17 protein-coding genes are annotated in these 16,475 nt (G+C 69.8%); 12 read left to right on the top strand and 5 right to left on the bottom strand.

Going from position 1 to position 16,475, the window contains the following annotated elements:
• Positions 1–535 (bottom strand): hypothetical protein (locus VJ976_RS11675; protein ID WP_324100398.1); only part of this gene is annotated, 535 nt, incomplete at its 3' end.
• Positions 536–711: 176 nt separating this feature from the next.
• Between VJ976_RS11675 and VJ976_RS11670 the strand changes: the two genes are divergently transcribed.
• From VJ976_RS11670 to VJ976_RS11615, 12 genes are all read left to right on the top strand, one after another.
• Positions 712–1,344 carry a TrmH family RNA methyltransferase gene (locus VJ976_RS11670; protein ID WP_324100397.1) on the top strand — a complete coding sequence of 211 codons (633 nt, stop codon included), beginning with the start codon at positions 712–714 and terminating at the stop codon, positions 1,342–1,344.
• A 37-nt stretch (positions 1,345–1,381) separates the two neighbouring features.
• The gene (locus VJ976_RS11665; RefSeq protein WP_324100396.1) at positions 1,382–2,071 is read left to right on the top strand and encodes an energy-coupling factor ABC transporter permease; all 690 of its coding nucleotides are present in this window, start codon (positions 1,382–1,384) and stop codon (positions 2,069–2,071) included.
• Positions 2,068–2,397 (top strand): PDGLE domain-containing protein, encoded by a 330-nt coding sequence (locus tag VJ976_RS11660; RefSeq protein ID WP_324100395.1) that lies wholly within the window; start codon positions 2,068–2,070, stop codon positions 2,395–2,397. The genes VJ976_RS11665 and VJ976_RS11660 overlap by 4 nt, the downstream gene beginning before the upstream one ends.
• Before the next feature lie 23 nt (positions 2,398–2,420).
• The gene (cbiQ, locus tag VJ976_RS11655) at positions 2,421–3,197 is read left to right on the top strand and encodes a cobalt ECF transporter T component CbiQ (protein WP_324100394.1); all 777 of its coding nucleotides are present in this window, start codon (positions 2,421–2,423) and stop codon (positions 3,195–3,197) included.
• Positions 3,194–4,012, top strand: coding sequence for an ABC transporter ATP-binding protein (locus VJ976_RS11650; RefSeq protein WP_324100393.1), 819 nt, complete (start codon positions 3,194–3,196; stop codon positions 4,010–4,012). Before cbiQ ends, VJ976_RS11650 begins: the two co-directional genes overlap by 4 nt.
• A 55-nt stretch (positions 4,013–4,067) precedes the next feature.
• The gene (locus VJ976_RS11645) at positions 4,068–7,052 is read left to right on the top strand and encodes a response regulator (protein ID WP_324100392.1); all 2,985 of its coding nucleotides are present in this window, start codon (positions 4,068–4,070) and stop codon (positions 7,050–7,052) included.
• On the top strand, positions 7,049–7,573 hold the full coding sequence (locus VJ976_RS11640; RefSeq protein ID WP_324100391.1) for a pyruvoyl-dependent arginine decarboxylase: 525 nt from the start codon (positions 7,049–7,051) through the stop codon (positions 7,571–7,573). Before VJ976_RS11645 ends, VJ976_RS11640 begins: the two co-directional genes overlap by 4 nt.
• On the top strand, positions 7,570–8,184 hold the full coding sequence (locus VJ976_RS11635; protein WP_324100390.1) for a hypothetical protein: 615 nt from the start codon (positions 7,570–7,572) through the stop codon (positions 8,182–8,184). The genes VJ976_RS11640 and VJ976_RS11635 overlap by 4 nt, the downstream gene beginning before the upstream one ends.
• Entirely contained in the window at positions 8,181–8,558 is a 378-nt protein-coding gene (locus tag VJ976_RS11630) for a response regulator (protein ID WP_324100389.1), read from the top strand. The genes VJ976_RS11635 and VJ976_RS11630 overlap by 4 nt, the downstream gene beginning before the upstream one ends.
• Positions 8,559–8,713: 155 nt before the next feature.
• A complete protein-coding gene (fbaA, locus tag VJ976_RS11625) occupies positions 8,714–9,742 on the top strand; it encodes a class II fructose-bisphosphate aldolase (RefSeq protein WP_324100388.1) in 1,029 nt (342 codons plus the stop codon).
• The gene (locus tag VJ976_RS11620) at positions 9,739–10,143 is read left to right on the top strand and encodes a DUF3151 domain-containing protein (RefSeq protein ID WP_324100387.1); all 405 of its coding nucleotides are present in this window, start codon (positions 9,739–9,741) and stop codon (positions 10,141–10,143) included. The genes fbaA and VJ976_RS11620 overlap by 4 nt, the downstream gene beginning before the upstream one ends.
• 64 nt (positions 10,144–10,207) lie before the next feature.
• The gene (locus VJ976_RS11615) at positions 10,208–11,527 is read left to right on the top strand and encodes an adenylosuccinate synthase (protein ID WP_324100386.1); all 1,320 of its coding nucleotides are present in this window, start codon (positions 10,208–10,210) and stop codon (positions 11,525–11,527) included.
• A gap of 16 nt (positions 11,528–11,543) precedes the next feature.
• Here VJ976_RS11615 and purL read toward each other — a convergent pair whose 3' ends face one another.
• From purL to VJ976_RS11595, 4 genes are all read right to left on the bottom strand, one after another.
• Positions 11,544–13,892, bottom strand: a complete 2,349-nt coding sequence (gene purL / locus VJ976_RS11610; RefSeq protein WP_324100385.1) for a phosphoribosylformylglycinamidine synthase subunit PurL — start codon at positions 13,890–13,892, stop codon at positions 11,544–11,546.
• Positions 13,889–14,560, bottom strand: a complete 672-nt coding sequence (gene purQ, locus VJ976_RS11605; protein WP_324100384.1) for a phosphoribosylformylglycinamidine synthase subunit PurQ — start codon at positions 14,558–14,560, stop codon at positions 13,889–13,891. The genes purL and purQ overlap by 4 nt, the downstream gene beginning before the upstream one ends.
• Positions 14,557–14,844 (bottom strand): phosphoribosylformylglycinamidine synthase subunit PurS, encoded by a 288-nt coding sequence (purS, locus tag VJ976_RS11600; RefSeq protein WP_324100383.1) that lies wholly within the window; start codon positions 14,842–14,844, stop codon positions 14,557–14,559. Before purS ends, purQ begins: the two co-directional genes overlap by 4 nt.
• Positions 14,845–14,938: 94 nt before the next feature.
• On the bottom strand, positions 14,939–16,475 hold a 1,537-nt coding region (locus VJ976_RS11595; RefSeq protein WP_324100382.1), incomplete at its 5' end, for a phosphoribosylaminoimidazolesuccinocarboxamide synthase.

Here is a 16,475-nt window from a genome sequence, read left to right as displayed (position 1 = left end):
GACCCCCCTGGTGTGCGCCGGTCACCTGCTCGGCGTAACCGCCGTAGCCGGAGTGGGCGTCGGGGTCGGCGTAGGTCGTCTCGGACGCGAAGTCCTCGGCTTCCGCCTCGCCGTAGGTCATCTGCTCGCGGTCGCCATCCTGGGAGTCGGTCGCCACCGGGGCCGCCGCCTGTCCCTCATGGACGCCCTCAGCGGGCTCGTCCTCCACGACGGGCACATCGGCACCCGTTGCCGTGTCCCGACCGGGCGACTCCTCCTCCTGCCACACCGGCGGATCCTCGTCCTCGTCGGCCTCCTGGTCGTAGGGGTCCTCGGAGCGATGCCCGATGTCCGTGTCCCCGGCTGCGACGTGGTCGCCCCCCACGTCGTAGCGCTCGACCTCGTCTGCCCGCCGGGTCTCGACATCCGCAGTGGACTCCTCCTGGCTCTGGCCGTCGCCCGAGCCAGACGCACCGGGCTTACGCGTCAGCAGCCACACTCCCACGGCTATCACCAGCACCAGCCCGATGATCAAGATCCACACTATGGGGTCCATGTCGCCATCCGTTCGTGTCGTTCGGGCGACCACGAGGTCGCAAGGGTGCAGGGCCTCCTCGCCCCGCCTGCGGTCCACCGTAGTGCCAGGCTGGGCGACGGGCTACGGCTGAACGTGGTGGCAGGATGATGCGGTGACGATCGAGGGGGCCCCGTGCCGGAAGTACGGCGGCTGAGGTGAGCCCGCCACCGTCCGAGGTCGGCGTGGGGCCGTGGCCCGGGCCCTGGCCGGGGGACGAGACCGGCCCGCCGAACCACCTCGACGCCGAGCTGCTGGCCCATGGCGACCGCCGCAACGTGGTCGACCACTACCGGTACTGGACTCGGGAGGCCATCGTCGAAGACCTCGACTCTCACCGTCACGAGGTGCACATCGCGGTGGAGAACTGGGGTCACGACTTCAACATCGGCTCGGTCATCCGCACGGCCAACGCCTTCAACGTCGCCGCCTTCCACATCGTGGGCCGGCGCCGGTGGAACCGTCGCGGCGCCATGGTCACCGACCGCTACCAGCATGAGCACCACCACGCGGACATCGCCGAGCTGGTGGCCTGGGCTGACGACATCCCCCTCATCGCGCTGGAGAACACCGCGCACGCCGCGCCTCTGGAGACGGCGTCGCTGCCACGACGCTGCGTGATGCTCTTCGGCCAAGAGGGGCCCGGCCTGAGCGAGGAGGCGCTTGCTGCAGCCCAGCAGACCCTGGCCATCTCCCAGTTCGGCTCCACCAGATCCATCAACGCCGGGGCGGCCGCCGCCATCGCGATGCACGCCTGGGTGCGCCAGCACGTTTTCGGCCAGACTCTCTGACCTATTTATTGCAACTGAGTTGCAGTAAGGTCGATCCGTGCACGTACCAGACGGATTCCTCGACCTCGCCACCTCCGCCGGAACCGCCGCAGTGGCGGTCGGCGGTCTCGCGTTGGCCCTTCGCGGAGGGCGGCGGGAGCTCGACGACAGGCTGGCGCCGCTTGCCGGAGTGACAGCGGTCTTCGTCTTCGCCGGGCAGATGATCAACTTCCCCGTCGGCGCGGGCACGTCGGGCCACATGATCGGCGGAGCTCTGGCTGCCCTGCTCGTCGGGCCGTGGACCGCGACGCTGTGTCTGTCGGTGGTGCTCATCGTGCAGGCGCTGCTGTTCTCCGACGGTGGCATCACCGCCCTGGGCACCAACATCACCCTCATGGCTCTGGTCTCCGTGTGGACGGCCTGGGGTGCCTACCTAGTGTTGTCCAGACTGCTGCCGCGTCGTCTGTCGGTGGTGCCATGGGTCGCCTTCGTCGCCGGGTTCGTCTCCGTGCCCGCCGCGGCGGTCGCCTTCACTGGGTTATACGCCCTCGGCGGACAGGCGCCGATCCCGCTCGACTCGCTCCTGACGGTGATGCTCGGTTGGCATGCCGTGATCGGGCTCGGCGAAGCAGTCATCACCGCGCTCATCGTCGGCAGCGTCCTGGCCGTGCGCCCCGATCTCGTCCGCGCAGCGCAGCCCTACCTCGAGCGTCAGAGGCTGGAGATTCGTGAAGGGAGCCCGGCATGAGTTCGGTGACAGACACCCAGACCCGTGTCGAGCGCCGTTCGCGGCGCCTCGTGGTGCTGGCCGTCGTGCTGGTCAGCCTCGTCCTCGCGGTGGGCGTGAGCTCCTTCGCCTCGGCCCACCCCGACGGCCTGGAGTACGTGGCCGCTCAGCTCGGTTTCGAGGACACCGCCGGTGACCACGCGACGGCAGGCTCGCCGGTGGCCGACTACGAGGCGACGGGGGTCGAGGACGCGCGGCTGTCCACCGGCTTGGCCGGGTTGCTCGGCGTGGCCGTCACGGCGGCGGTGGCCTTCGCCCTCTTCTGGGCCTTGCGCCGCAGGGCGTGAGCACGTGACGGCTGGTTCCTGAGGTGGGTGCGCAGCACGGGCACCTGCTCCACTACCACGCGCACTCGCCGGTCCACAGCCTTCCGGCCCACCTGAAGGTGCTCGCGTTGCTGGCCTTCGTCGTCGTCGTAGTGGCGACACCGGGGGAGTACTACCTCGCCTTCGCGGCCTACCTCGCCCTGGTGGGGGCGGCGGCCCGGTTCGCATCGGTGCCCTGGGGATACCTGCTCCCACGGCTGGTCATCGAGGTGCCGTTCCTGGTCTTCGCCCTCCTGCTGCCCTTCATCGCCACCGGGCCGCGCATCGAGCTCGGCCCGCTGACCGTGTCCGAGCCCGGGTTGTTCGCAGCGTGGACCCTTCTGGCCAAGGGGACACTGGGCGTCCTGGCGGCATTGCTCCTGGCGGCCACGACGGAGCCGGCCAGCGTCGTCGGCGGCCTGCACCGACTCCGCCTGCCGACCGCGATGGTGCTGATCCTGTCCTTCATGGTCCGGTACGTGGAGGTTGTGGCCACGGAGATGCGTCGGATGACGGTGGCCCGGCGCTCGCGCGGCTTTGCAGAGCGCTCCGTGCGCTCCTGGCCTGTGTTGGCGCGAACAGCGGGGGCCCTGTTCATCCGCTCCTACGAGCGGGGTGAGCGGGTACACCTGGCCATGCTGTCCCGCGGGTTCGACGGTGAGCTCTCACTGGAGACTGAGCAGGAGGCCGGCCGGGCTCAGATGGCGCAGGCCGCCAGCCTGCCGCTGACTGCGGCCGTCGTGCTGGTGGCGGCCCTGACGTGGGGGCCGGTGTTCGCATGAAGCCGCAGGTCATCGACGTGCGTGGCCTGGCCTACGCCTACCCCGACGGTCGTCAGGCCCTCTACGGGGTCGACCTCGCCGTGCAGCGCGCCGAGCGGGTGGCCCTCCTCGGGCCCAACGGTGCCGGCAAGACCACCCTGGTGCTGCATCTGAACGGCATCCTCACTGCGGGAGCGGGCAGCGTGGTCATCTCGGGGCTATCGGTGACGAGAGAGAACCTGCCGGAGGTTCGACGACGGGTCGGCATCGTGTTCCAGGATCCGGACGACCAGCTCTTCATGCCGACCGTGCGGGCCGATGTGGCCTTCGGGCCCCGCAACCTGGGACTGCGTGGCGAGGAGCTCGATGCTCGCGTGCGCAACGCGCTGTCACTGGTGGGAATGGAGGGTGTCGCCGACCGCGCCCCCCATCACCTGTCCTTCGGCCAGCGGCGAAAAGTAGCGGTCGCGACGGTGCTGGCCATGGAGCCGGACGTCCTGGTCCTGGACGAACCGAGCTCCAACCTGGACCCCGCCTCGCGCCGCGAGCTCGCGCAGATCATCCGCTCGCTCCGCTTGACCACGCTCATGGTGACCCACGACCTGCCCTACGCCGCCGAGCTGTGTGAGCGCTCGGTGATCCTCTCCGACGGGGTCGTCGCGGCCGATCGCGACACACGCCTGCTGCTGGCCGACGACGAGCTGCTGGCTGCGCACCGACTCGAGCTGCCCTACGGGTTCGCGCCTCCGCCGAGCGATGAACGTGGCCAGTCGTCTTCCGCGGCGCACGGGGACGCGTCCGACCGCCGTGTTCGACATCGATGGAGCAGCGGTTAAAGTAATTGAACTGCGGTACGGGGGCAGAACGCCATGACCGCCGAGCCACTTGGGGGTGGGTGCGATTACACAGGGGGTCTCGGGGGCGCCGCATGCGGCGGTAGAAGCGTGGGAGCTCTCCCATGAGCCAGCCGACACGGGCGAGACGACGCCCGCCGCCGAGAACCCTGACGCCGCGCTCGCGGCACGGTGGCGCCGCCGCCGCTTGTGGGTCGCCGCCGTCCTCGCGGTGCTGGGGCTGGCATTCATCGTCGTTCTGGCCTCGGACGCGCCGCAGGACGTCCGGTCGGGTGTCAGCGGGTTAGGCCTGCTGTTCGGGGGGGTGCTGGCGGGCATCAGCAGCGCCGTGCGCTGGCACCTGTCGACCGACTCTCGCCGCCGCCGCGCATGGGCGTGCTTCACCCTGGGGGCGGTCGCCGCGTTGGCCGGCAACGGGTGGTCTGCCATCGTCGGCGCCGATCCCGTCACCTCCCCCAGCTGGGTTGCGGAGTCGAGCCTTGTCGTGGCCATCCTGCTCATCATTGCCGGCGTGCTGAGCTTCCCCGCGCTGCGCAGGCGCGGCATGGAGCTCGTCCTGTTGGTACTCGACGGGTTGGTGGTGGGCGGCGCCGCACTGGTGATGGTGTCGGTGCTGGTCTTCAGCCAAGTGCTTCAAGGCGCATCCGCGGGGGGTCGCTTCGAAGCCTTGCTGTTTCCCCTGCTGGACGTGGCGCTGGTGACCGTGGCGACTCTGCTGGTGGCGCGTAGCCGGGGAGACCGGGTGCCGCTGACGTTGATCGGGTGCGGATTCGTGTTGTACGCGTGCTCCGACGTCGCGTTCGTGATGCTGGCCGCCCGCGGAACGTTCGACTTCGGCTCGCCGGTAGACCTGGGCTGGATCCTGGGCTATCTGATGCTGTCCATGGCCGCGTGGTTTCCGAGCGTCGAGTCCCCCGAGGAGACGACGTCCCTGGGCACTTCCGACGTCCTCGGCACGGTGCTGATCTTCTCGGTGCTGTTGCTGGCGGCCCTGGTCCGCAACACGGCGGGCGAAGAGGCGGCGATCAACCCGGCCCAGACGGCGATGTGGTTGATCCTGCTGTTCAGCGCCGGGGCCAGACAGATCATCCTCGGGCTCGACAACGACACCCTGCGGCGAGGCCTCGAGCGCAGAGTGCAGGAGCAGACGACGGACCTGCGCCGCCTGGCCCGGCAGAACGAGGTCCTGCTGACCTCGGTGGCCGACGGGATCTATGGGGTGGACGCCGACGGGCGGATCACCTTCGTCAACCCGGCTGGTGCGGCGCTCCTGTGCTACCCGGTCGACGAGCTGACCGGAAGTCGCGCCCACCAGGCCTTCCATGCGCCCACCGAGTTGGGGAGCCCACACCCGTGGCAGGGGTGCTACATCACCGAGTCTATTCGCGACGGTGTGGTCACGAGCTCGGAGGAGGACACCTACGTCCGCGCTGACGGCTCGCACATCCCGGTCGAGATCACCTGTAGCCCTCTGCTGGACGGGCCGACCATCCGTGGTGCGGTCGTGGCGTTCCGGGACATCACACAACGGCGGGAGGTCGACCGGATCAAGAACGAGTTCCTCTCCGTGGTCAGCCACGAGCTGCGGACACCGCTGACCTCGATCCGAGGCTCCCTCGGGCTCCTGTCGGGCGGCTCTCTGGGGGAGCTGAGCCCGCCGGCGGGGCGGATGGCCGCGATCGCACTCGACAGCAGTGAGCGACTGACCAGGCTGATCGACGACATCCTGGACATGGAACGGATCGAGTCCGGGACCATGCCCATGAACTTCGTCGAGCACGATGCCACGGACTTGATCCGGACGGCAGTCGGCCAGCTGGAGGGGCTGTCGCAAGCGTCGGGCGTGAGGCTCGAGACCGTAGCTACTGGCGGACGTGTCGTGGGCGACTCCGACCGGATCGTGCAGACCTTGACGAACCTGATCGGCAACGCGGTCAAGTTCTCGGCGGCTGGTGGTGTGGTGCGGGTCAGCTCGGCTGAGCACGACGCACGGGTACGTTTTCGGGTGGCTGACGAGGGCAGGGGGATCCCGTCGGAAAAGCTGGAGCGCATCTTCGAGCGGTTCGAGCAGGTCGACTCCTCCGACACCCGGCTCAAGGGCGGTTCTGGCCTCGGGCTGGCGATCAGCAAAGGCATCGTGGAGCGACACGGGGGTCGGATCTGGGCCGAGAGCACGCCTGACGTGGGGACCGTCGTCAGCTTCGACATCCCCTCGACGACCCCCTCCCTGACCGACCGCGGAGCCAAGGTCGACGACGACGCCCCACTGATCCTGGTCTGTGACGATGACATGGGTGTCGTCGAGACGCTCTCGGAGATGCTGCGTCAGCACGGCTACCGGCCCCTCGGCGTCACCGACGGGGCCACTGCGGTGGATGGCGCGCTCGCTCACCGCCCAGCCGCCGTGCTCACCGACCTGCTGATGCCGGAGACTTCCGGGGCGGACGTGGTCAGCCGTCTGCGGGAGGAGGACCGGACCCGCCACATCCCCATCGTGGTCATGTCGGGTCTTGGCCCAGCGGCCGACCCGCTCGTGGCCAGTGCCACCGACAGCTGGCTGGTGAAACCGGTCACCGACGAGAGGCTCGCGAGCACGGTCGCCCGGGTCGTCGAGGGCCGGCGCCGCGAGACATCAGTGCTCGTGGTGGAAGACGACGCGCATCTGGCCAGCGTGATCATCGCGCTGCTGCGCAGTCACGGTCTGCAGGTCGCACACTCCCAGACGGCCGCCGAGGCGGTGCAGTGCGCGCGCGAGATGCTGCCCGGGGTGATCGTGCTGGACCTCCAGCTTCCGGACGGTGCGGGGGTCGACGTGGTTTCCGAGCTGCGTCAGGACGGCAGACTGGCCAGCACCCCGGTGGTCGTGTACAGCGCGGCCGAGGTCACACGCGAGGAGCGCGAGGATCTGCGGCTCGGGGAGACGCTCTTCCTCACCAAGGGGCGCGTGCCACCGGCCGAGCTCGAGGATCGGGTCCTCGAGTTGGTCGACGCCGTCACTGGAGTGACGCGGGGTGAGCGGTGAGCGAGCGCGCGATGACCCGGCTTGCTGTCCCGCCGAACGGGCAGACCCCGCTCGCCATCACCGTCCGGACCGGCAGCGCTGAGGGCTCGACCCTGATCTCGGCCTACGACGGCGCGCTGCAGCAGGCGGGCGTGGCCGACTTCAACCTCGTGACCCTCTCCTCGGTCATCCCACCGATCGCCCGTGTCACCCGGGACCACCGGACCCTCGAGGGCGGGCACGGCGACCGGTTGACCTGCGTGCAGGCCGTGGCCTACGCCGACCATCCGGGTGAGCATGTGTGGGCCGGTCTGGGTTGGGTGACCGACAGTGCCGGGAAGGGCCTGTTCGTTGAGCACACCGGTGGCAGCCGGGTCACGGTCGAGGAGCAGATCCGCCTCAGCCTGGCCGACATGGTCGCTCGCCGGAGCGGTGACTACGGCGACCTCCAGACCGCGCTGGCCACAGCGCACTGCACGAGCCGGCCGGTGTGCGCGCTCGCGCTCGCGGCATTCCGCGTCGAGGGTTGGGAGTCCGCATGAGACGGCCCATGGCGACAATGACGGTGGAGACCGAGGTGGCCGGCGACGTCGTTGCGGAGCTCTTCGAGCTGTATCTGATGGCGTTCGCGCACCTGGAGTGGTCTGCTGCCGCTCGTCACCTGCTCCTCGAGCAGGAGTTCAGGGAGGAGGTGGAGGACCCGCGCACCTTGAAGTACATCACCTGGGACGACGAGGGTTCACCCATCGCGCTGATCACCGTGACCTCCGACCTGGAGGTCCTGCCCTGGATCAGCCAGAGCTTCTACGAGCGGCGGTTCCCGGACCAGTACGCGCGGGGGGCGATCCACTACCTCGGCGTTGGGGTGGTGCATCCCGACGCTCGGTCATCCGGTGCTCTCCGGGAGATGCTGTGGCACGTCGGCGCGGCCGCATCGGAGGTCGGGGCGATCATCGCGACCGACATGTGTGAGCACAACCGGAAGGCCGGCCTGCACCGGCTTTTCGACAGCATCTGCATGGAGGTGCTGGGCGCCCACCTGGTGGAGATCGACCGGCAGATCTACTACGGAGCTGTCGTTCCGAAGGGGTCGTTGAGGAGCATTGGTCAGCCCGAGGAGTCAGCGGAGTCTGTACCGCGAACCGGCTTATGACGAGCCGCGCCGTGCTCATCGTCGATGACGACCCCTCGATCCGCGAGGTGGCCACGATGAGCCTCGAGCTCGTCGGTGGCTGGCGCGTGGTCACCGCCCGAGACGGCGCCGAGGGCCTTGAGCGCATCGCACGCCACCGCCCCGACGTGGTGCTGCTTGACGTCATGATGCCCGTCCTGGACGGCATCGCCACGTGCACCCGGATCCGGGAGAAGCCGGAGACCGCCGACCTCCCCGTGATTCTGGTGACGGCCAAGATCGCACCCGGTGACCGACAAGAGTGGGACGGCCTAGCGGTGTCGGGTGTGATCGCGAAGCCGTTCGATCCCATGACCTTGCCCGCGCAGGTTTCCGCGATGCTCGGCTGGGACTAGGGCAGACCCGGCGTCCTCGTGGGGGCCGGCAAGCCACCATGGGCCGGGCCCGACCGTGAACCCGGGGTGCACCGCGCGGCAAGTGTGGAAGCATGGACCCAGGGCCAGGTTGCTGGCCGAACGCTGTTGTTGCCCGTCGTTACTAGGAGGACTCCATGCCCATCGCGACCCCCGAGGTCTACGCCGACATGCTCGACCGCGCCAAGGCCGGCTCCTTCGCTTACCCGGCGATCAACGTGACCTCGAGCCAGACGCTGAACGCCGCCATCCGCGGCTTCGCGGAGGCCGGCAGCGACGGCATCGTCCAGGTCTCAACCGGGGGTGCGGAGTACCTGTCCGGGTCGACGGTGAAGGACATGGTCACCGGCTCGCTGGCCCTCGCCTCCTACGCCCACGAGGTCGCGAAGAGCTACGACGTCAACATCGCCCTGCACACCGACCACTGCCCGAAGGACAAGCTGGACGGGTTCGTCCGCCCGCTCATCGCCGCCTCCGCCGAGGCGGTCAAGAACGGCGGTCAGCCGTACTTCCAGTCACACATGTGGGACGGGTCGGCCACTCCGCTGGAGGAGAACCTCGAGATCGCTGAGGAGCTGCTGGAGAAGTGCGCCGAGGCCCGCATCATCCTGGAGGTCGAGATCGGGGTGGTCGGCGGCGAGGAGGACGGCGTCGACAACGAGGTCAACGAGAAGCTCTACACCTCTGAGGACGACGCCATCGCCACCATCAAGGCGCTCGGCACCGGGGAGAAGGGCCGGTACCTCACCGCGCTGACCTTCGGCAACGTCCACGGCGTCTACAAGCCGGGCAACGTCACCCTCCGCCCGGAGATCCTGAAGAAGGCGCAGGCGGCCGCGGCTCGCGAGCTCGGGCGCGACGAGGACGACCGGCCCTTCGACCTGGTCTTCCACGGCGGGTCCGGCTCCACCGAGCAGGAGATCTCCGACGCCGTCGACTACGGCGTGCTCAAGATGAACGTCGACACGGACACCCAGTACGCGTTCACCCGACCGGTGGCGGGCTACATGCTGTCCAACTTCGACAGCGTCCTGAAGGTCGACGGCGAGGTCGGGAACAAGAAGTTCTACGACCCGCGCGCCTGGGGCAAGGAGGCCGAGACCAACATGGCCGCCCGCGTGACCACCGCCTGTGAGAACCTGCGGTCGGCCGGCACCCACCAGTGAGCCAGAACCTGCTGGGCATCCCTGAGACCCAGCTACCACCCGACCCGGCGGCGGAGCTCCTGCAGGACGGGGTGGAGCCGCGACAGGTGGTGGTGGCCCACCCCACCTCCTGCCTGACCTGGGCGGTGCTGGCCGAGGGTGCGCTCGCCGACGGACTCGACGTCGAGGCCTACGCCTTCGCCCGAACCGGGTACCACCGAGGCCTGGACGCGCTGCGCAAGGCGGGGTGGCGCGGGCAGGGACCCCTGCCGTGGGAGCACCAGCCCAACCGCGGCTTCCTGCGGGCCCTGGCCGCCCTGTCCACCGCGGCCGAGCGGATCGGCGAGAGTGACGAGCAGCGTCGGTGCGCGGACTTTCTGCGCGACTCCTCGGCCGAGGGCGCCCGGGCCCTGGGGCTCTGAACGCGACACCCTCCCGCCCGGAGCCGGGCTAGGGGGAGCCGACCGTGACACGAAGGACGGACGCATGCCTGCACTGGTGATTGTCGGCGCCCAATGGGGCGACGAGGGCAAGGGCAAGGCCACCGACCTGCTGGGCAGCAGTGTCGATTATGTGGTCAAGTTCAACGGCGGCAACAACGCAGGCCACACGGTGGTCATCGGAGACCAGAAGTACGCCCTGCACCTGCTGCCCAGCGGCATCCTGACCCCCGGGTGCGTCCCCGTGATCGGCAACGGTGTCGTGGTCGACCCCTCCGTACTCATCGAGGAGCTCGACGGCCTCGAGGCTCGCGGCGTCGACACCTCGGCGCTGCTCATCAGCGCCAACGCCCACCTCATCCCGCCGTACAACCGGGTGCTGGACAAGGTCGCGGAGCGCTTTCTGGGCTCGCGCAAGCTCGGCACGACGGGCCGTGGGATCGGGCCGACCTACGCGGACAAGATGAACCGGGTCGGCATCCGAGTGCAGGACCTGTACGACGAGTCCATCCTGCGCCAGAAGGTCGAGGCTGCCCTGGAGATGAAGAACCAGGTGCTGTTGAAGATCTACAACCGGCGGGCCGTCGAGACCGAGGAGATCATGGAGGAGCTGCTCCGGCACGCGGAGCGCATCCGGCCGATGGTGGCCGACACCTCTCTGGTGCTCAACCAGGCCCTGGACGCGGGGCGCACGGTGCTCTTCGAGGCCGGGCAGGCGACCTTGCTCGACGTGGACCACGGCACCTACCCCTTCGTGACGTCGTCGAACGCCGTGTCGGCCGGAGCGTGCACGGGTTCGGGTGTGGCACCGACCCGGATCGACCGTGTGATCGGCATTCTCAAGGCCTACTCCACCCGGGTGGGGGAAGGCCCGTTCCCCACCGAGCTGGACGACGACAACGGGGACTTCCTGCGCCGTCAGGGCGCCGAGTTCGGCACCACGACCGGCCGCCCGCGCCGGTGTGGCTGGGTCGACGCGGTGGTGGGCCGGTACGCCCAGCGGGTCAACGGGGTCACCGACTTCGTCATCACCAAGCTCGACGTCCTGACCGGTCTGGACACCGTTCCCATCTGCGTCGGGTACGACATCTTCGGCACCCGACACGACGAGATGCCCGTCAACCAGAGCGACTTCCACCACGCCACGCCGATCTACGAGTACCTGCCCGGCTGGAGCGAGGACATCTCGGGCTGCCAGCACTTCGACCAACTGCCCCGCGCCGCCCAGAACTACCTGCTGCGCCTGGAGGAGCTGATCGGAGCGCGTATCTCGGTCGTCGGCGTCGGGCCGGGGCGCGAGGCGACGATCTCGCGGCATCATCTGCTCGACCCGGCACCCGCGCAGCCCGGTCAGCGAGCCGGGTGAGAGCGGCCCGCTCGGTCTAGGCCGGCGAGGCCGCGAGGGCCAGAGCGCGCTGGATCACCCCGGTGTGCGCCGCGCGCAGCCGCGAGAGCGGAAGATCGTAGAGGTCTTCCACCCGCAGGCTGTCGGAGCCGGTCGTCCCGATGCGGATCGCGGGCTGCTGGTGCGCGGCGCAGAGGTCGACGAGGTCCGGCACGTCGTCCTCGGCCACCGCGATGAGGGCCCGGGCGCCGGACTCGCTGAACAGAGCCGAAAACGCCTCGATGCCGTCGCGCAGGCACAGCCCTTCCAGGTCCGCCTCGATTCCGATCCCGTGGCGCAGGACCGCCTCGGCCAGCGCCATCGCGAGGCCCCCTTCGGAAAGGTCGTGGGCCGAGTGAAGCATTCCGTTGGCTCCGGCGGCGAGGACGGTCCGGCCCAGGCGTCGCTCCGCCTCGAGGTCGACCGGCGGCGGCAAGCCTCCCAGATGCTGGTGGGCCACCTGCGCCCAGAGCGAGCCGTCGAGGTCGTCTCCGGTGGCGCCGAGCAGGAAGACCGCCAGCCCGGGCTGCTGCCAGCCGGCACGGTTGCGCGCCGCCACGTCCTCGATCACCCCCAGGACCGCCACGAGCGGAGTCGGGTGGACGGCCAGGTCGCCGGTCTGGTTGTAGAACGAGACGTTGCCTCCGGTCACCGGGATCCCCAGCGCGGTGCAGCCGTCCGCCAGGCCGCTCACAGCCCGCTCGAACTGCCACATCACGGCCGGATCCTCGGGTGAGCCGAAGTTCAGGCAGTCCGAGACGGCGGTGGGCACCCCACCGCTGACCGCCACGTTGCGGTAGGACTCGGCCAGGGCGTGCTGGGCGCCGGCATAGGGGTCCAGCTGGGCGAAGCGGGGGTTGACGTCGGCGCTGATCACCACGCCTCGGCCGGTGACCTCGTCGACGCGCACGACCCCGGCGTCGTCCGGCATGGCCTGGGCGGTGTTGCCGCGCACGTAGCGGTCGTACTGCTGGGTGACCCACGTGACGTCACAGCCGTTGGGCGAGGCCAGTACGTCGAGCAGGGCTTGTGCGAGCTCCGGGCCCTCCTCGGGCGCCGGCAGGCCCACGGTGCTGTCCGCGACCTGCGCGTCGAGGTACGCCGGACGCGCCATCGGGCGCTCGTAGACGGGGCCGTCGTGGGCGACGGAGCGTGGAGGCACGTCGACGATGAGCTCGCTGCCCCAGTAGACCTGCAGGGTGTCGCCGTCGGTCACCTGCCCCAGCACCGTGGCCTCGACGTCCCATCGCGCGGTGATGGACATGAAGTCGTCGAGCCGCTCCGGCTCGACGACCGCCATCATCCGTTCCTGGGACTCCGACATCAGGATCTCCTCCGGCGACAGACTCGCGTCGCGCAGAGGCACCCGGTCGAGGTGGACCGACATCCCGCCATCACCGTTGGAGGCGAGCTCTGAGGTCGCACAGCTCAGCCCGGCCCCCCCGAGGTCCTGGATGCCGGCCACCACGCGGGCGGCATACAGCTCCAGACAGCACTCGATGAGGACCTTCTCGGCGAACGGGTCGCCTACCTGCACCGCCGGCCGCTTGGTCGACCCGGAGGAGTCGAAGCTCTCCGAGGCCAGCACCGAGACGCCGCCGATGCCGTCGCCGCCGGTCTTGGCTCCGAACAGGACCACGAGGTTGCCGGCGCCCTCAGCCGAGGCGAGATGAATGTCCTCGATACGCATGGACCCCACGCACAAGGCGTTGACCAGGGGGTTGCCCTGGTAGCAGGGGTCGAACTCCACCTCGCCGCCGATGTTCGGCAGGCCGAGGCAGTTGCCGTAGCCGCCCACGCCGGCCACGACGGCGGGCAGTACCCGGGCGGTGTCCGGGTGGTCGAGCGCGCCGAAGCGCAGCGCGTCCATCACCGCGATGGGGCGGGCGCCCATGCTCATGATGTCGCGCACGATGCCCCCCACGCCGGTCGCAGCGCCCTGGTAGGGCTCGACGTAGCTGGGGTGGTTGTGGCTCTCGACCTTGTAGGTGACGGCCCACCCGCCCCCGATGTCCACCACCCCGGCGTTCTCCCCGATGCCGACCAGGAGCGAGGCACGCATCTGCTCGGTGGTCTTGTCGCCGAACTGACGCAGGTGCACCTTGGAGGACTTGTAGGAGCAGTGCTCGGACCACATCACCGAGTACATGGCCAGCTCGGCGCTGGTCGGCCGGCGACCGAGGATCTCGCGAATGCGCTCGTACTCCTCGGGCTTCAGCCCCAGGGCGGCGTACGGCTGCTCCACGTCGGCCGAGCCGGCGGCCACGGGCACGGTGTCGACCGCGAAGCGCGGACCGGTGCTGGAATCGCCGTTGTCGTCCCGGCTCGCGCCACCGCCTCCGCTCATGCCCGCACCACACTGTTCAGCACCGAGGTGAAGAAGGTCAGGCCGTCGACCGACGGCCCGTACCCCGATTCCACCGCGTGCTCCGGGTGGGGCATGAGCCCGACGACGTTGCCCCGGGCGTTGGTGACGCCGGCGATCGCCCGGCGAGACCCGTTGGGGTTGTCACCGACGTAACGCGCCACCACCCGGCCCTGCTCCTCCAGCTCATCCAGCGTCCGGTCATCGGCCATGTACGCTCCCTCACCGTTCTTCAGCGTCACCACGACCTGCTGTCCTGCCTGGAAACCCGAGGTCCAAGCGGTGTGGGTGCTCTCGACGCGGAGGGTCTGGTCCTGGCACCGGAACTGCTGGTGGTCGTTGCGAACGAGGGCGCCGGGCAGCAGGTGGGACTCGCACAGCACCTGGAACCCGTTGCAGATCCCGAGCACCGGCAGACCGTCCTGGGCCGCGGGGATGACCGCGTCCATCACCGGTGAGAAGCGGGCGATGGCCCCGGCGCGGAGGTAGTCACCGTAGGAGAAACCTCCGGGGAGGATGACGGCCTCCACCCCCTGGAGTCCGTCATCCGCGTGCCACAGCCGAACCGGCTCGGCGCCGGCGAGGTGGACCGCGCGACGGGCATCGTGGTCATCCAGCGAGCCGGGGAAGGTGACGACGCCGACCCTCATGCCTGGTCACCCTGCTGCGCCCGGACCTGTTCGACGTCCTGCTGCGCCCGGACCGACACCACGTCCTCGATCACCGGGTTGCTCAGCAAGGTCACGGCCGCCTGTCGGGCCGCGGCCAACGTCTGCGGGGTCACCTCACCCTCGACCTCCAGGGTGAAGCGCTTGCCTTGGCGCACCTGCGTGAACTCCGTGGCGCCCAACCGCGCGAGTGCTCCGGCCACCGCCTGCCCCTGGGGGTCCAGAATCTCGCGCTTGGGCATGACATCGACGATGACGGTTCCCAACAGGGGGTCACTCCTCGCGACTGGATGGTGGTCACAACGATGGTCGCCAGGCCCGTCGGCGGGGCCGGGAACGGGCGTAGCCGCTGGAGGCAGTCTACGCGCCGTGGGGGTCGAAAGACCGACCCGTGAGGGCCTCGTAGGCTTCGACGTATCGGGCCCGGGTGCGGGTGAGGACCTCCTCGGGCAGGGCAGGAGGAGGCTCGCCCGATCCCCGGTCCCACCCGCTGTCCGCGCTGGTCAGCCAGTCGCGCAGGAACTGCTTGTCGTAGGACTTCTGCGGCCGGCCGGGTTCCCACTCGTCAGCCCTCCAGAAGCGTGAGGAGTCAGGGGTGAGGACCTCGTCGGCGAGGACGAGCCGCACCTGCTGGGGCTCGATCAGCGTCCAGTCGACGGTGCCGTCCTCGCGCAGGGCCGGGGAGGGCACTTCGGAAGGAACGACGCCGAACTCCAGCTTGGTGTCGGCGATGATGATGCCTCGCTCCTGCGCGATCTCGTTGCCGCGCGCGAGGATGGCCAGGGTCAGGGTGCAGGCCTGCTCGGCCAGCGCCGGCCCGATGAGCTCGGTCAGCTCCTCGTAGGTCATCGGGGCGTCGTGCTCACCGGCCGGCGCCTTGGTGCTCGGGGTGAAGATCGGCTCGGGCAGCCGCGAGCCGTCCTCCAGCCCTTCCGGCAGAACGACTCCGCTCACCGTCCCGTCGGCCCGGTACTCGGCCAGACCCCCGCCGGCGAGGTAGGCCCTGGCCACGCACTCGACCGGCAGCATGAGCAGGCGGTGGACGTAGATGCCGCGGCCGTGCACCTGCACCGGAACGTCGGTGGACTCGACGTGGTCGGCGCACAGCTCGGCGAGCTGGGTCAGCCACCACAGGGACAGCTGGGTGAGCACGATTCCTTTGTCGGGGATGGGCGAGCTCAGCACGTGGTCGTAGGCGCTGATGCGGTCCGAGGCGACCAGGAGCATGCGCTCCTCCTGCGGCAGCCGTGTCTGCGGGTCCAGCGGAACGTACAGCTCGCGCACCTTGCCGGCGTACAGCGGCAGGTGCCCCTCGATGTCCAGGTAGCTGTCCGTGGGACCGTCCATGGAGGGGTTTGCCGGCGCGCTCGTATGCGCAGCGATGTCGCGCCGGAACTGGGCTCCCTCCATGCGGATGCACCCGACCGCCTGGTAGGCCCGGTCACGTGCCTGCGCCAGGCCCTCACCCACCGCCACGACCGACAGGACCCGGCCACCGGCGCTGGACAGCCCCGTGGCCGACGAGTCGTCCTCAGCAGTGCCGGGTGCGGGCTCCACGGCTGTCCCGGCGTGCAGCACGTGCACCCCCGGGATCCGTTCCGCGTCTTCGAGCCCCTCGATCGGGACGCCGGTCACCGGGGAGTGCGGGTAGCCGGAGGCAGCCAGCACCACCGTGACGGCAGCCTCCTCGCGCCAGGCCAAGGGCGGCAGCTCGGCGAGGGTGCCGGTGGCCGCGGCTCGCAGCAGCGAGCCCAGCGGAGTGCGTAGCCGGGCGAGCACCGACTGGACCTCGGGGTCACCGAACCGGGCGTTGAACTCCACCACCCGCGGGCCCGCGTCGGTCAGGGCCAGGCCCACGTAGAGCACCCCCACGAAGGGCGTGCCCCGGCGAGCCATC

The organism is Ornithinimicrobium sp., assembly GCF_035267225.1.
Taxonomy (GTDB): domain Bacteria; phylum Actinomycetota; class Actinomycetes; order Actinomycetales; family Dermatophilaceae; genus Ornithinicoccus.
Note: the sequence above shows the minus strand (reverse complement) of the source record. Positions and strands in the feature narration are given on the sequence as shown.

What these genes read in the sequence shown, in the direction of transcription:
- VJ976_RS11660 (WP_324100395.1), top strand. Translation starts at nt 2,068, where the DNA reads ATGAGTTCGGTGACAGACACCCAGACCCGTGTCGAGCGCCGTTCGCGG.
- VJ976_RS11650 (WP_324100393.1), top strand. Translation starts at nt 3,194, where the DNA reads ATGAAGCCGCAGGTCATCGACGTGCGTGGCCTGGCCTACGCCTACCCC.
- VJ976_RS11635 (WP_324100390.1), top strand. Translation starts at nt 7,570, where the DNA reads ATGAGACGGCCCATGGCGACAATGACGGTGGAGACCGAGGTGGCCGGC.
- VJ976_RS11630 (WP_324100389.1), top strand. Translation starts at nt 8,181, where the DNA reads ATGACGAGCCGCGCCGTGCTCATCGTCGATGACGACCCCTCGATCCGC.
- fbaA (WP_324100388.1), top strand. Translation starts at nt 8,714, where the DNA reads ATGCCCATCGCGACCCCCGAGGTCTACGCCGACATGCTCGACCGCGCC.
- VJ976_RS11615 (WP_324100386.1), top strand. Translation starts at nt 10,208, where the DNA reads ATGCCTGCACTGGTGATTGTCGGCGCCCAATGGGGCGACGAGGGCAAG.
- purL (WP_324100385.1), bottom strand. Translation starts at nt 13,892, where the DNA reads ATGAGCGGAGGCGGTGGCGCGAGCCGGGACGACAACGGCGATTCCAGC.
- purQ (WP_324100384.1), bottom strand. Translation starts at nt 14,560, where the DNA reads ATGAGGGTCGGCGTCGTCACCTTCCCCGGCTCGCTGGATGACCACGAT.